Consider the following 12861-nt stretch of genomic DNA (forward strand, 5'->3'; position numbering starts at 1 on the left):
AGAAAAACTTGCCTTCCGTGTTCCGTGGTATCGCCGGCAAAGAAAAAGCCAGCCTTCGGGCTGGCTTTTTCTTTGCCCGGGCAGTCAGCGCCTAGTGCCGCCCCGGCAGCGACAAGCGCCGCTCCAGCACCCGCTGCACCTGCGACAGCGCCGTGCTGAGCACCCAGTAGATGGCCGCCACCGCAAGATAGAGCGGCAGTGGCTGGTAAGTGGCCGCGATCACTTCCTGCGCGGTACGCAGCAACTCGGTCACCGTGATCACCGACACCAGCGAGGTGTCCTTGATCAGGCTGATCAGGCTGTTCGACAAGCTGGGCACGGCCAGCCGCAGGGCCTGCGGGCCCACCACGTAGCGCAGCGTCTGGCCCTGCGTCAGGCCCAGGCTGTAGGCCGCCAGCCACTGGCCGCGCGGGATCCCCTGGATGGCGCCGCGCATGCTCTCGGAAAGATACGCGCCCACGTTCAGGCTGAGCGTGAGCACGCCTGCCGGTGTCGGCTCCAGCGCGATGCCGATGCCGGGCAGCCCGTAGTACACCACGAAGATCTGTACCAGCAGCGGCGTGCCGCGCATCAGGCTGACATAGGTGCGCGCGATCGCGCGCGGCACGGCCCGGTGGCTGATGCCCATCAGCGCCACCACGATGCCGATCACCAGCCCGAAGGCCATCGACGACAGCGCGAACTTGATGGTGAGCAGCATGCCCTGCATCAGCACTGGCAGCGAATCGACGACGAGCTGGAGAGCGGACATGAACTAAGGCAGGAGGTGCCGCCCGCTTACTTGACTGGCTTGGTCACGTCGCTGCCGAACCACTTCGCCGACAGCTTGCCGAGCGAGCCGTCCTTGCGCATGTCGTCGAGCGCGCGGTCGATGGCCTGCGCGAACCTGGGATTGTCCTTGCGGAAGGGGATCGCCACCTCGGAACTGCCGCCTTCGACGATGGCGCCGGGCCGCAGCGGCAGGTTGGAGGTCTTGATCAGGTAGCCGATCATCAGGCGGTCGTTGAGCGCCGCGTCCACGCGCTGCGAGGCCAGGTCGCGCAGGTACTCGGGCGCGCCGGGATAGGTCTTGACGTCGATGCCGGCCACCGACTTGGCCAGCTCGTTGTAGTTGCTGCCCAGGCTCACGCCCAGCTTCTTGCCCTTGAGGTCGTCCAGGGACTTGAACTGGCGCTTGTCGTCCTTGCGCTGGATCAGCTGCGCCGCCGAGTAGACGTAGGGCGTGGAAAAGTCCAGCACCTGCTTGCGCGCCGGTGTCACCGCGACCTGGTTGACGATGACATCGAACTTGCCGGCCTGCAGCCCGGCAATGATTCCGCTCCACTCGGTGGTGACGAACTCCGGCTTGACGCCCAGCTTGGTCGCCACGCCCTTCGCCACGTCGACGTCGAAGCCTTCGAGCTGGTTGCTGGTGCCGCGGTAGTTGAAGGGCGGATAGGTGCCCTCGAGCCCGATCCTCAGCACGCCGGCCTGCTTCACGGTGTCGAGCAGGTCGGCGGCCTGGGCGGCGGCGCCGGTCGCCAGCAGCGCGGCGGCGAACAATGCCCGCAGGCAGCCGGTACGAAGTGATCGCATAAAATCTCCAGTCAGAACAGGCAGCGCGCAACCGGAGCCCGCGCCACCCGCGGCGAATACCGTCCGCCCTTGCATGCCGGCCGCGATTGCGGCCCACATAGGAGCGTAGTCCGGCTTGGAGCCTACCGCAACTCCGCGCCGCTCAGCAATAACGATTCGCCCTGCCTGTCCTTGCCTTCGTCCTTGCCTTCGTCCCTGCCTTCATCCCCGCCTTGGTCCGCGCCTTGGTCCGTGCCCTCCGCCCTGCCCTCTTCGCCCGGACGCCCGCTTACTGGAACGCCTTGTCGTTCGGATGGGCGTACAGATCCTTCATGTCGGCGGACAGCGGGTAGTTGAGGTTGATATTGCGCGGCGGAATCGGCGACTGGAACCACTTCTTGTAGAGCTGCTCGGCACGCCCGCTGGTCATCAGCCCGGCGATCACGTCGTCGGCCAGCTTCTTGAAGGAAGGATCGTCCTTGCGGAACATGCAGGCGTAGTTCTCGGTCTGCAGCGGCGTGCCAACCACGGTCCAGTCGCCGGCGCTCTTGGCCTTGGTCAGCTCGCCGTAGAGCAGCGGCTCGTCCATGACGAAGGCCACCGCGCGGCCGCTTTCCAGGATCAGGAAGGACTGGCCATGGTCCTTGGTGCTGATCAGGTTCATGTTCATGGCCTTCTCGCCGTTCATCTTGACCAGCAGGCGCTCGTCGGTGGTGCCCGCGGTGGTCACCACGTTGCGGTCCTTCAGATCGGGGAAGTCCTTCACGCCCGAGTCCTTCCTGGTCAGCATGCGCAGGCCATAGACGAACAGGCTGTTGGAAAACGCCACCTGCTTCTGCCGCTCGATATTGTTGGTGGTGGTGCCACACTCGATATCGATGGTGCCGTTCTGCATCAGCGAGATGCGGTTCTGCGAGGTGATCGGGATCAGCTTGACCTGCAGGCCAGGCATCTGCAGCTGGGCTTTTACCTTGTCGACGATCTGCAGCAGGATCTCGTGCGAATAGCCCATCACGTCCTTGCCGTTCGTATAGGAGAACGGGATCGACGACTCGCGGTAGCCCAGCGAGATCACGCCGGTGTCCTTGATCTTGCGCAGCGTGTCGCCGTCGTCGGCGCTGGCCGCGCCGGCGGCGCCCGCGAGCATGGCGGCCGCCAGCAGGCAGCGGGAAATCCTGTTCAGGCGGGGCAGGCGTGCGTGCAGTTTCATCTCGTTTTTCTCCTTGGGTTGAAGGGACGGCTCGTGTCGTTGCCAGGCCGCTTGCCGGCCTGTGCTGCGGTACTTCTGCGCGATTTGCTGCGCCATGGCCGCGCGGCTATATGACTACGCGGCGCAATGTCTGTGCAACTGTGATCTACCCTCGATGCCCGGCCGGCTCACGCCAGCACCGCGCTGAAATCCCCGGCCTCGACCGCCGGCTTGCGCCCGGCAAGGAGGTCGGCCAGCAGGCCCGCGCTGCCCATCGCCAGCGTGAAGCCCAGCGCGCCGTGGCCAATGTTGAGCCACAGCCCGCGCAGGCGCGACTGCCCCACCAGCGGCAACCCGCTCGGCGTGGCCGGGCGCAGTCCGGTCCATGGCTGCAGCAGCTCCGGCATCGCCGCGTCCCGCGCCATGCCGCCGAACAGCGCGCCGGTCTCGCCGGCCAGCGTGGCAATGCGACTGCGATCGATGACGGTATCCCCGCGCACCAGGTCGGCCATGCCCGCCACGCGCAGCGTATTGCCGATACGGGCATAGACGATCTTGCGCGCGAAGTCCGTGATGCTGATGTGCGGCGCGGTGGCGCCGTCGCGGATCGGCACGGTGATGCTGTAGCCCTTGAGCGGCCACAGCGGCGCACGCAGTCCCAGCGGGCGCAGCAGCGCCACGCTGCCCATGCCGCCGGCCACCACCACCGCGTCGGCCTGCTCGATGCCGTTGCCGGTGCGCACGCCGATGACGCGCTCGCCCTGGCGCTCGATGCCCTGCACATCGGTACCGAAGCGCAGCGACACGCCGGGACGGTCTCGCAGCAACCATGCCAGCGACAGGCAGAAGCGATGGCAATCGGCCACCTCCTCGCTGGGCGTGTAGATGGCGCCGGCGATGTCGCCGCGGATGCCGGCCAGCGCCGGCTCCAGCGCCACCGTGGCATCGCGGTCCAGCGCCTGCTGTTCGCAGCCCAGGCTGGCCTGGTAGTCGAGCAGGCGGCAGGCCGCGTCAAAGCTGGCGGCTTCGCGGTGCACGATCAGCTTGCCGCGCCGCGCGAAGCCGAAGTCCGCCGGCTCGCTGTCGACGAAAGCCTGCATCAGGTCGCGCGAGTAGAAGGCCAGCCGCAGCAGCTTGCGCGTGGTGGCTTCGCTGGTGGCCGCGTTGCAGGCGCGCGCGAAGGCGACCAGCCAGCGCCATTGCGCCGGGTCCAGCGAAGGCCGGAAGCGCATCGGCGAATCGGCGCGCAGCAGCCAGCCCGGCACCTTGCCCAGCACACCCGGCCCGGCCAGCGGCGCCACATAGCTGTAGCTGAGCTGCCCGCCGTTGGCGAAGCTGGTTTCCTCGCCCGGGCCGGCGCACCGTTCGAGCACGCTCACTTCGTGCCCCTCGGCCGCCAGCCGCCAGGCCGTACTCATCCCCACCACCCCCGCGCCCACGATCACAACCTTCATTGCCTGCCTGCTCCGCTGCCGTCCGATCCGATGCGCGCAGCGTAGCCCAGCCCGGCCGGCTTGCCCAATGCGAATACGTGCCAGAATATGTCTTTAGGCTATGGGTGCTCCCAGGTACCCGTCCGTCCCGATGCGCCTGCGCCAGATCGAGGTCTTCCGCGCCGTCATGCTGACCGGCACCGTCAGCGAGGCAGCGCGCCTGCTGCACGTGTCCCAGCCCGTGGTGACGCGCGTGCTGCAGCACGCCGAGGCCACGCTCGGCTTCCGCCTGTTCGAGCGCATCAAGGGCCGGCTGCAGGCCACGCCGGAAGCCAATGCCCTCTACGGCGACGTCGAACGGCTCTACGGCGAGATCGAACGCGTGCGGCGCGTCTCGGAAAGCCTGCGCCACAAAGGTGCCGGCCGGCTGCGGGTGGCCGCCACGCCGAGCCTGGCCAACCCCTTGCTGGTGCCCGCCGTGCGCCGCTTCTGCGCGCGCCACCCGGACACGCAGGTGCAGGTGCTGACCCACCATACCGACGAGATCGTGCAAGGCTTGCTGGCCAACCAGATCGATCTGGGCTTCGCCTTCGCGCCGCCGCGCCACGAGGCCATCGCCAGCGAACCGGTGGCCAGCGGACAGATGCTGCTGGCGGTGCCGCGCGGCGAACCGCTGTCGACCCGCGCGCGGCGCGCCGACGTGCCGATGCAGCGGCTGGTGGACCGTCCGTTCATCGCCTACGACGACAACAGCTCGCTCGGCCTGCTGGTGCGCCAGACGCTGGCGCGCAATGCGCTCGAGCCGCGTTCGATGCTGGAAGTCCAGACCTACTCGCTGGCGCTGGCGCTGGTCGATGCCGGCCTCGGCCTGACCTTGCTCGACCAGTACACGGCGCTTGGCGCCAATCCCGGACAGGTCTCGCTGCATGCGGTGAAGCCGGCGCTGGCGTTCGAGATCCAGGCGCTGCGCGCCAGCCACAGGGGCAGTTCCAGCCTGGCCGACGACATGTGCGCGCAGTTCGCCGACGCCGCACGGCAACTCGCGGCGACGCTGCCCGTGCGCCTGGAGGCGCCCGCGGTCAGCTTGGAGCATGTCCCGAAATAGCGCTTGCGCAAGCCGTGAAATTTGACAGCAATATGCGCCGTGCACCATTATCAGAGCGCCTGAGGCGCCCATCTGGTGCTTCCCGAGTCCTATGTTTGCCCTAATCCTGCTTCTGCTCATCCTGGTCAGCGCCTTCTTCTCGACTTCCGAGATCGCGCTGACCGCATCGCGCCGCACCAAGCTGCAGACGCTGTCCGAGCGCGGCGACCGCCGCGCCACCAAGATCATGCTGCTCAAGGAGGAGCCCGGCAATTTCTTCACCATCGTGCAGATCGGCGTCAACAGCGTGGCCATCCTCGCCGGTATCGTCGGCGAGAAGCACGTGTCCGACCTGCTGCACTCGGCGCTGCTGCCCTACTTCGAGGCGCCGGTCGCCGGGCAGATCGCCAACGTCGGTTCCTTCCTGGTGGTCACGCTGCTGTTCATCCAGTTCGCCGACCTGATCCCCAAGCGTATCGCCATGAGCTTCCCCGAGCCCTGCGCGCTGCTGGTGATCGGGCCCATGCTGACCATGATCAAGATCTTCAAGCCGCTGGTCTGGGTGTTCAACGCCACGGCCGACGCCACCCTGCGCATGTTCGGCCTGCCCACCAAGCAGATCGACCAGATCACATCGGAAGACATCGCCGCCATGGTGGACGCCGGCGCGGAAGCCGGCGTGCTGCACAAGCACGAGATCCACCTGATCGAAAACGTGTTCGAACTGGACGCCAAGAACGTCACCGCGGTGATGACGCCGCGCGACGATGTGGTCTACATCGGCCTGGACGAGCCCGCCGACAGCCTGCGCCGCAAGCTAGTCAACCATCCGCATGCGCAGTACCCGGTGTGCGGGCACAACCTCGACGACGTGCTGGGCTACATCGATTCGAAGGACATCCTGCAGATGTTCCTGGCCGACGATTCCACCGGCGTGATCGGCAACATCGGCAATATCGGCAAGCACCACGACAAGAACGTGCTGGTGATCCCCGACACGCTGACCCTCACCGAGGCGCTCACGCGCTTTCGCGAGATGCACCAGAGCTTCGCGGTGGTGATGAACGAGTACGGGCTGGTGGTGGGCATCGTCACGCTGGACGATATCGTCGGCGCGCTGATGGGCAACATCATCTACTCGAGCGAAGACGAACAGATCGTGCGGCGCGACGACGGCTCGTGGCTGGTGGACGGCGTGACGCCGCTGGTGGACCTGAAGAAGGCGCTGGAGCTCGACGAGCTGCCCGGCGAGGACTATGTCGACACCGCCGCCGGGCTGGTAATCTACTCGCTCAAGCGCATCCCGAAGAAGTCGGAATTCATCGAGGTGGCGGGCTATCGCTTTGAAGTGCTGGACATCGACCATCACAAGATCGACCAGCTCCTGGTTTCGAAGCTGCCGCCGGCGGCGCCGTTCCAGCCGTGAGCGCGCGGCGGTAGCGCTCCACCGTCCCGGCGAGCTGGAACACCAGGATCCACGTCCCCACCACCAGCACCGCGGCCGCGGCGGCCGCGCCCAGGCGCAGCGGCGCCAGGCGCTCCGGCGCGTGCAGCGTCAGGTATGCGCAACCCAGCAGCACGATCCAGGCAAGACCCAGCGCGCAGCCGGCCAGCACGTCCGACAGCCAGTGCATGCCCAGGTACAGCCGCGACAGGCAGATCAGCGTCACCGCGACCGCCGTCAGCGCCACCACCGGCATGCGTATGCGCCACGGCTGGCGCAGGCACAGCAGGAAGGCCAGGAAGCCGTAGGTCACCATGCTGCTGGTGGCGTGGCCGCTGGGAAACGAAAACGACTCCAGGCCGCCGTAGATGCTGGCCGGGCGGCTGCGCTCCAGCACCAGCTTGAGCACCATCACGCAGGCGCGCGCGCCCACCAGCGCGCCCACCCAGTAAGCGGCGGCCACCCAGGCCCGACGCCACGCCAGCCATGCGAACACCGTCACCCCCACCGCCACGGAAACGCGCGCGCCGCCGAGCTCGGTGATGGCCACCATGGCCGTATCGAGCCAGTCCTGCTGCCACGCGCGCAACTGCGCGAACACGGCGTGGTCGAGCCGCACCAGCGGCGCGCCGTGCGCGATCGACGTGCCCAGCCACAGCAGCGCGGCGCCGCAGGCCAGCAGCAGCACGCCGGCCAGGACCAGCAGGAGCAGCTCGGCGATATCGCGCTCCAGCAGGCGCGCCACGCGCGGCCATGCGTGCGCGGATCGCGCGCGCAGCGCTTCGCGCCCGCGCAGGCGAGCGCCGTCGAGCCGGCGCACCAGCGGCCGGATCGCCAGCAGCAGGCCGCGCACCACGCACAGCGCCAGCAGCGCGAACACGGCCAGCAGGCCTACCACGCCCAGCGCGGTGCCCGGTGTCAGCCAGGGAGCAGGAGCGGCGACCATGGCAGCCTCCACCGGATTCAGCCCGCCGCGGCCATGCGCGCGATATTGGCGCGCGCGGGCGCCTCGCAATCGGCAAAGGCCGGGGTGAGGAAGAGGCGGTCGCGCCGGGCCATCGCCTGCAGGAAGGCAATGCGTCGCTGCAGGAACGCCGCATGCAAGGGCTCGCCGGACAAGCCGGAACGATTGGCCAGCAAGGCGCGGTTCTCCTCGAACACGGCGTCGGTATAGCCATCGAATTGCGGCTGCAGCGCGGCCAGGCGATGGAGGTCCAGGTCCAGCACGACCCCCGATTCCGGTACCGAGGCATGATGCCCGCAGGTATCCATCACGATGCGCGCGGCCAGCGCCATCGCCTGCGCCTCCACGCCGCTGGCCATGGTCTCGATCAGCGCCGCCGAGGCGGCCTCGTTGTGCTCGCATCCCGGCACATAGACCGCGTCATGGAACAGCACCGCCAGCGCCTGCGCAGGCGAGAGCGCGATACCGCGCGCCTGCGCCACCTCGAACATCTCGAGCACATGCCGGCGGTCGTGATAGCGACGATACGGGGCGTCGTAGCAGGCCAGCACCTGCAGCACCGCCGCGCGCGGCAGGAAATCCAGGCAGGCCAGCGCCACCGGCCAGTCCGGCGCGAAGCGCGGCTGCGTGCCTTGCGGCGTCGCCACGGCTTCGGTGAAGACGTCCAGCGGCCGCACCCACAATTCGGTGCGGTCGCGCATCGACTCGTACACCACCACGCGCGAGAGGTCCGATTCGATACGACCGAGCCCCGCGATGGCATAGGCGCCGCCCTTGTAATGGCGGTATGGCATGCCCGGCAGGAAGTCGTCGGGCGTGCCGGCGTGGGCGGGACTGGAAGATGGGGAAGCAGGCTGGGTCATGGAGAGGAGAGGCGGTCCGGTTCGGTGCAACGACATGATAGGGCATCGTTCGCGCGGCATCGCGCCCTGGCCTTCGCCGGAATGCCGGGCGCTGCCCCAAAGCAAAAACCCCACGATCCGGTGAGGAATCGTGGGGTTTTGCTTACTGCTGGCGGAGAGGGTGGGATTCGAACCCACGGTACCGTCGCCGGTACGCCTGATTTCGAGTCAGGTACATTCGACCACTCTGCCACCTCTCCGGTAACTTGGTCGCGTGTCGCGAAGAACAAGATTATAGGGTGAAGTCCATCACGACCGCAAGCCCTTTGCGCGAGAAAATTTACGCTTCGGGTTCGAGGCGCGTCAGGCCGCCCAGATACGGCTGCAGCGCGGCCGGCACCGTCAGCGAGCCATCGGCGTTCTGGTAGTTCTCCAGGATCGCCACCAGCGTGCGGCCCACGGCCAGGCCGGAGCCGTTGAGCGTGTGCAGCAGTTCCGGCTTGCCCTGCCCCGCGCGGAAGCGGGCCTGCATGCGGCGCGCCTGGAAGTCGCCCATGTTCGAGCAGGAGCTGATCTCGCGATAGGTGTTCTGCGCGGGGATCCACACCTCCAGGTCGTAGGTCTTGGTGCTGCCGAAGCCCATGTCGCCGGTGCACAGCACGATGGTGCGGTACGGCAGGTCGAGCTTCTTGAGGATGGCCTCGGCGTGGCCGGTGAGCTGCTCGAGCGCATCGAACGATTGCTCGGGCGTCACCACCTGCACAAGTTCCACCTTGTCGAACTGGTGCTGGCGGATCATGCCGCGCGTGTCGCGGCCGTAGGAGCCGGCTTCCGAGCGGAAGCAAGGCGTGTGGGCGACGAAGCGCAGCGGCAGATCGTCGCCGGCCACGATGGCGTCGCGCACGATATTGGTCAGCGGCACCTCGGCGGTGGGGATCAGGTAGAAGTTCTCGGTGCGCTCGCCACCTTCGCTGCTCTCGCCGCCAACCTTGCGCGGCACCTTGAACAGGTCTTCCTCGAACTTGGGCAACTGGCCGGTGCCGCGCATGGAGGCGGCATTGACGATGTACGGCACGTACATCTCGGTATAGCCGTGCTCGAGCGTGTGCGTGTCCAGCATCAGCTGCACCAGCGCACGGTGCATGCGCGCGACGCCGCCGCGCAGCATGGCGAAGCGCGAGCCGGTGACCTTGGTCGCGGTCTCGAAATCGAGCCCGAGGCGTTCGCCCACGTCGACATGGTCCTTCACCGCGAAATCGAAGCTGCGCGGCGTGCCGACACGGCGCACTTCCACGTTCTCGCTTTCGTCGCGGCCCACCGGCACGCTTTCGTGCGGCAGGTTGGGAATGGCCAGCATGAGCTCGGACAACTGGGCCTGGATCTCCTCCAGGCGCGCGGCCGAGGCCTTGAGCGCGTCGCCGATGCCGCCGACTTCCGCCATCACGGCCGAGGCGTCCTCGCCCTTGCCCTTGAGCATGCCGATCTGCTTGGACAGGCTGTTGCGGCGCGCCTGCAGTTCCTCGGTCTGGGTCTGCAGTTGCTTGCGCTCGGCTTCGAGTGCCTGGAAGGCCGCTACGTCGAGTTGGAAACCGCGTGCGGCAAGGCGTTGCGCCACGGCGTCGATGTCTTTGCGGAACAGCTGGATGTCTAGCATGTTGCTTGTGTGGAGGGTGCTGGGCCAGCGACATGCCGGCGGACCCGCCATTTTACTGCACCGGCCGGGCGGCACGCCGATCCGGCCGGCGCGGAACAGGCCGGCCGCACGGCCGCTGTTCCGCGGGACAGCCGGCCCGGTGCCGGCGCCGACGCCTTACTGCGCCCCGCCGTCGCCGTCCTTGCCCTTGCCTTTGCCCTGCTGGCGCAGCCACTGCGCGTCCAGATCGCGCAGATGCCGCAGCTTGTCGGCGATCTTGCCCTCCAGCCCGCGCGGGGTGGGCTGGTACCAGCCCTGGCGCTTGAGGTCGTCCGGGAAATAATGTTCGCCGGCGGCGTAGGCCTCCGGCTCGTCATGCGCATAGCGGTAGGCGTGGCCGTGGCCGAGTTCCTTCATCAGCTTGGTCGGCGCGTTGCGCAGGTGCACCGGCACGCCGCGCGACTTGTCCTTGGCGACGAAGGCGCGCGCCGCGTTGTAGGCGTTGTAGCCCGCATTGGACTTCGGCGCCACCGCCAGGTACACCAGGGCCTGGGCCAGCGCGAGCTCCCCTTCGGGCGAACCCAGGCGCTCGTAGGTCTCGGCCGCGTCGAGCGTGATGCGGGCGGCACGCGGATCGGCCAGGCCGATGTCTTCCCATGCCATGCGCACGATGCGGCGGGCGAGATAACGCGGGTCCGCGCCGCCGTCGAGCATGCGGCAGAACCAGTAGAGCGTGGCATCCGGATCGGAGCCGCGCACCGACTTGTGCAGCGCGCTGATCTGGTCGTAGAAGGCATCGCCGCCCTTGTCGAAGCGGCGCAGGTTTTCCGACAGGGCGCTGCCGAGCAGCGCAGTGTCGACGATGACGGCGCCGGCATTGCGCGCGGCGCGCGCCACGATCTCGATATTGTTGAGCAGCTTGCGGCCGTCGCCGTCGGCAGAAGCCACGGTCAGCGCCAGTGCCTCGTCCTCCCATTGCAGGCCACCCAGTTCCTCGCTGGCGCGCCGGGCCAGTTGCGTCAGCTCCGCATCGTCGAGGCTCTTGAGCACGTAGACGGCGGCGCGCGACAGCAAGGCGCCATTGACCTCGAACGAGGGGTTCTCGGTGGTGGCGCCGATAAAGGTGAACAGCCCGCTTTCCACGTGCGGCAGGAAGGCATCCTGCTGGCTCTTGTTGAAGCGGTGCACTTCGTCGACGAACACCAGCGTGCGGCGGCCGTGGGCACGGTATTGCTCGGCCCGCTCCACCGCCTCGCGGATATCCTTGACGCCGGACAGCACCGCCGACAGCGCGATGAACTCGGCGTCGAAGGCGGTGGCCATGAGCCGCGCCAGCGTGGTCTTGCCCACGCCGGGCGGACCCCACAGGATCATGGAATGCGGCTCGCCGGAGGCAAAGGCCACGCGCAGCGGCTTGCCGGCGCCCAGCAGGTGCTGCTGGCCGATGACCTCGTCGATATTGCGCGGGCGCAGGCGCTCGGCCAGCGGTTGCTGGGAACGGTCGGGAGCTTCGGAGAACAGCGTGTCCGCCACGGTAATCAGGCCTCATGGTCAGGGCGGGCGCGCACGGCGGGCCGCGGCGCCCCGGAACCCGACAGTGTAGACCATCGCGGCAGGCGGCCCGGGCGACCCCCCCTGGCGCAGCTCTCCGGGACGCCCTGGAACGCCCCACCTTGGCGCGCGCTCGTTGCGCACGAAGGCCTCCAGCACGCCGGCGCGCTCGCTGCCGACGCGCGTGCGCCAGGCGCTCACGGCGCCCGCCCGACAAGGGCATGGCATAGCCGATCGCCGTGAAGTTCGGCAGGTAGTCCCATGGCCGGGCGCTAAAGTCGGGGACCGCCGTGCCGATATTCCTTTAGCCCGAGGCCTCCCCTCTCGCACGCGCCGTTTTGCGCGTCAACCGGTCCCCGCCGCCACCGGCCCGCTTCGCGCCGCACCATGACCGTGCCGGGCGCAATCCTGCCCGGCGCGCGTTCCGCAGCGTTTTCTGGTCTCCAGGGAGTGTTATGCAGCTTCGTTACCGCATGCTCGTGTTCAAGCTGAGCCGGATGTCCGCGCATGAGCGGATCAGCGCAGTGGACGAGATCGCCCTCGCCGGCCAGATCGCCGAGCAGATCGAAAAGCCCGGCATGGTGGAACGCCTGGTGGCGGACCTGTTCGAGCACGGCAACGGCCACGTCAGGCGCATCGCGCTGAACGCGGTACGGCGTGCCCACGGCTACCGCCAGGCAGACCTGCGCCAGGCGCTGCTGCGCAAGTTGCGCGACCCCGAGCCGTGGCTGCGCCACGACGCGGCCTGGATACTGCACGAAGCGAAACTCGACAGCCCCGAGATCCGCGCCATGCTGCGCCAGCTGGCCGGCCCGGTGCAGCTGCCGTACGACCTGACGCGCGCGCGCGCCAATCCGGCCGACGCGCTGCTCCAGGCGCAGGTGCGCGCACGGCAGGCGCTCGACGAACTGCTGGCCAAGCACACGGCAGGCGGCGTGATTGCCAAACTGCCCTATGCCGACGGCACCGTTGGCCATATGCATGTGCGGCGGCGCGAGCAACTGAAGCTGATGTTCGAGCGCCACAAGGAACGCGGCGCCAAGCTGCGCTTCCGACCCGTGGAAGATGGCAAGGCAGCCGCGCCCGGCAGCACGAAGCCCAGGCCGAAGCCCGCGCCCAAGCCATGAAAAATGGCGGCTCGCGCCGCCATCTTCTGCCGCCGTGAGC

At 68.1% G+C, this 12861-nt stretch carries 11 protein-coding genes and 1 tRNA gene; 3 read left to right on the forward strand and 9 right to left on the reverse strand.

Going from position 1 to position 12861, the window contains the following annotated elements:
* Window positions 1–91: 91 nt before the first annotated feature.
* The 4 genes from AC1DKV_RS14370 to AC1DKV_RS14385 all read right to left on the reverse strand — a co-directional run bounded on the left by AC1DKV_RS14370 (window position 92) and on the right by AC1DKV_RS14385 (window position 4197).
* On the reverse strand, window positions 92–751 hold the full coding sequence (locus AC1DKV_RS14370; protein WP_477137624.1) for an amino acid ABC transporter permease: 660 nt from the start codon (window positions 749–751) through the stop codon (window positions 92–94).
* Between the two features lie 26 nt (window positions 752–777).
* Window positions 778–1575: a transporter substrate-binding domain-containing protein gene (locus AC1DKV_RS14375; RefSeq protein ID WP_441612540.1), complete on the reverse strand. Its 798-nt coding sequence runs from the start codon at window positions 1573–1575 to the stop codon at window positions 778–780.
* Between the two features lie 268 nt (window positions 1576–1843).
* Window positions 1844–2764 (reverse strand): glutamate/aspartate ABC transporter substrate-binding protein, encoded by a 921-nt coding sequence (locus AC1DKV_RS14380; protein WP_441612541.1) that lies wholly within the window; start codon window positions 2762–2764, stop codon window positions 1844–1846.
* Between the two features lie 167 nt (window positions 2765–2931).
* Window positions 2932–4197: a D-amino acid dehydrogenase gene (locus AC1DKV_RS14385; RefSeq protein ID WP_441612542.1), complete on the reverse strand. Its 1266-nt coding sequence runs from the start codon at window positions 4195–4197 to the stop codon at window positions 2932–2934.
* A gap of 130 nt (window positions 4198–4327) precedes the next feature.
* On the opposite strand from AC1DKV_RS14385, the gene AC1DKV_RS14390 reads away from it, so the two are divergent.
* Both AC1DKV_RS14390 and paeA read left to right on the forward strand, forming a co-directional pair.
* Window positions 4328–5281 (forward strand): LysR family transcriptional regulator, encoded by a 954-nt coding sequence (locus tag AC1DKV_RS14390; protein WP_441612728.1) that lies wholly within the window; start codon window positions 4328–4330, stop codon window positions 5279–5281.
* Window positions 5282–5372: 91 nt separating this feature from the next.
* Window positions 5373–6686, forward strand: a complete 1314-nt coding sequence (gene paeA / locus AC1DKV_RS14395) for a polyamine export protein PaeA (RefSeq protein ID WP_441612543.1) — start codon at window positions 5373–5375, stop codon at window positions 6684–6686.
* Here the strand turns inward: paeA and AC1DKV_RS14400 are convergent.
* The 5 genes from AC1DKV_RS14400 to AC1DKV_RS14420 all read right to left on the reverse strand — a co-directional run bounded on the left by AC1DKV_RS14400 (window position 6580) and on the right by AC1DKV_RS14420 (window position 11676).
* Window positions 6580–7650, reverse strand: a complete 1071-nt coding sequence (locus tag AC1DKV_RS14400; protein WP_441612544.1) for a phosphatase PAP2 family protein — start codon at window positions 7648–7650, stop codon at window positions 6580–6582. The two genes, paeA and AC1DKV_RS14400, sit on opposite strands and share 107 nt — an antisense overlap.
* 17 nt (window positions 7651–7667) lie before the next feature.
* A complete protein-coding gene (locus tag AC1DKV_RS14405; protein WP_441612545.1) occupies window positions 7668–8531 on the reverse strand; it encodes a DUF1653 domain-containing protein in 864 nt (287 codons plus the stop codon).
* Between the two features lie 149 nt (window positions 8532–8680).
* A tRNA-Ser gene (locus tag AC1DKV_RS14410) sits at window positions 8681–8770 on the reverse strand.
* A gap of 80 nt (window positions 8771–8850) precedes the next feature.
* Entirely contained in the window at window positions 8851–10164 is a 1314-nt protein-coding gene (serS, locus tag AC1DKV_RS14415; protein ID WP_441612546.1) for a serine--tRNA ligase, read from the reverse strand.
* 156 nt (window positions 10165–10320) lie between these two features.
* Window positions 10321–11676 carry a replication-associated recombination protein A gene (locus tag AC1DKV_RS14420; protein ID WP_441612547.1) on the reverse strand — a complete coding sequence of 452 codons (1356 nt, stop codon included), beginning with the start codon at window positions 11674–11676 and terminating at the stop codon, window positions 10321–10323.
* Between the two features lie 473 nt (window positions 11677–12149).
* Here AC1DKV_RS14420 and AC1DKV_RS14425 point away from each other — a divergent pair, with 473 nt between their 5' ends.
* On the forward strand, window positions 12150–12821 hold the full coding sequence (locus AC1DKV_RS14425) for a hypothetical protein (RefSeq protein ID WP_441612548.1): 672 nt from the start codon (window positions 12150–12152) through the stop codon (window positions 12819–12821).
* Window positions 12822–12861 lie beyond the last annotated feature (40 nt).

The organism is Cupriavidus sp. 05T41, from assembly GCF_056396525.1.